This window comes from Riemerella columbipharyngis (assembly GCF_900101995.1).
GTDB classification, from domain to species: domain Bacteria; phylum Bacteroidota; class Bacteroidia; order Flavobacteriales; family Weeksellaceae; genus Riemerella; species Riemerella columbipharyngis.
Map to the genome: position 1 here is coordinate 1 of NZ_FNAS01000039.1, position 1494 is coordinate 1494.

At 33.7% G+C, this 1494-nt stretch carries 2 protein-coding genes; both read left to right on the forward strand.

Features of this window, described 5'->3' with window-relative positions; all coding sequences use genetic code 11:
* The first annotated feature begins 271 nt into the window (after positions 1–271).
* Positions 272–1105 (forward strand): RteC domain-containing protein, encoded by an 834-nt coding sequence (locus BLS89_RS10335; protein ID WP_092738143.1) that lies wholly within the window; start codon positions 272–274, stop codon positions 1103–1105.
* A gap of 207 nt (positions 1106–1312) precedes the next feature.
* Positions 1313–1494 (forward strand): hypothetical protein (locus BLS89_RS10840; protein WP_143017775.1); only part of this gene is annotated, 182 nt, incomplete at its 3' end.

Sequence of the window (1494 nt, forward strand, 5' to 3'; positions counted from 1 at the left end):
TTCAGGTAACAAATTAGTAACTCAACTCATTTCTTTTGATTTCACTGATTTTCATTGAAACTCAACACTGCGGAAATACAACATATTTACTTTCTGAACAAATTCTTATAACTTTGCCTCGCCTATGCACGGTGCAAGCGTGCTCCTTTATGGATGCCGACTCGCACCGTGCATAGGCGAGGTAATATAGAATTATTGTACAATTTTTCGATTGATTTTTTTTGTATTTGTTCCGTAATTTTGTAGGAAACAACTTTTAATATTTAATAATATGGAACAGTATTTTAGAAAAGTCTTTCAAGACATCCACAAGGAAGAGGAAAAGGTAACACTGCATGTAGAAACCGTAATTCCCGAAACATTGGAAATGATTCTTTATCTGTCTAAAGTTTTAGAAGAAGCTAAAACTTATATCCTTGAAAGAGGATTCTGTGACGAGCAGGAAGAAATCCATTTTTTTAGAAACATTAAACCAAGTATTTATGGAAAATTAATGTACTATAATAGAATTTACAAAATGGAAGTAGTTCGTCCTACCTCAAAAGGAAAGATTTATGGAAATTACTTTGCCAAAGAGAAAAAACGATTGAAGAGGAGGCACAATCATTTTCTAAAAACAAACCCTTTCTATATTTACTATCACTCTGGTAGAACTGACGAAGACCATAAATATTTTTTAAGGTCTTCTTTTAATTTCAGGGAAGGACTGGAAAACCACGCTTTTGATTTGGACAAACAGTTTTCCACTTACTACGATTATTTAACCGCTCGCATTATCGGCAGAGAACTATTTTATGAATATCTTCATTTCCGCACCACTACGCGATTCGATAAAATCGCTAATGAAAATCATCGTTCCATCTATTGGACGGAAAGTAAAGCCGCTTTAATTGAACTTATCTATGCACTTCACGCGGCAAAAGCCATTTCAGGTGGACAGATTAGTTTAAACAAAATTGCTGTTACCTGCCAGGCTTTATTCAAGATTGAATTACAAGATATCCATCATACATTTCACCGGATGAAAAGCCGATCAGGTTCAAGAACCTTATTTTTGAATCAATTAGTAAATTCCTTAGAGACTTATATGGATAAGAATATTTGAGAATTTACCAGCCTAATAAAGGGCTGGAATTATAATTTTCCCATAGGAGCCTATAGGCAATCTTCACTCATACTTCTTACATTATCATCCGTAAAATTATCCTAAGCCGCTTCAAGCGTCTTTTTTTTGCTCTAATTTTTTGATTATTAAGGCATAAATATAAATGCGTTAAAATGTGCTAATTTTCTATCTACCCATTGGCAAAACTTGGCGTTATCGCTAATAGAAAAGGATTTTAGCGAAAAAGAAATCCGTTACTGGAAAACTTTTGGAATTACAAAAACTGTCTTAGTTAAGTCTTTGCAGTCTTTTGAAAGTATCAATAAAAAAGGACAACCCTATCGAATAGAATCCAATGATGATGAGCCTATTTTTTCGTATCGGAATGC

What these genes read in the sequence shown, in the direction of transcription:
- BLS89_RS10335 (WP_092738143.1), top strand. Translation starts at nt 272, where the DNA reads ATGGAACAGTATTTTAGAAAAGTCTTTCAAGACATCCACAAGGAAGAG.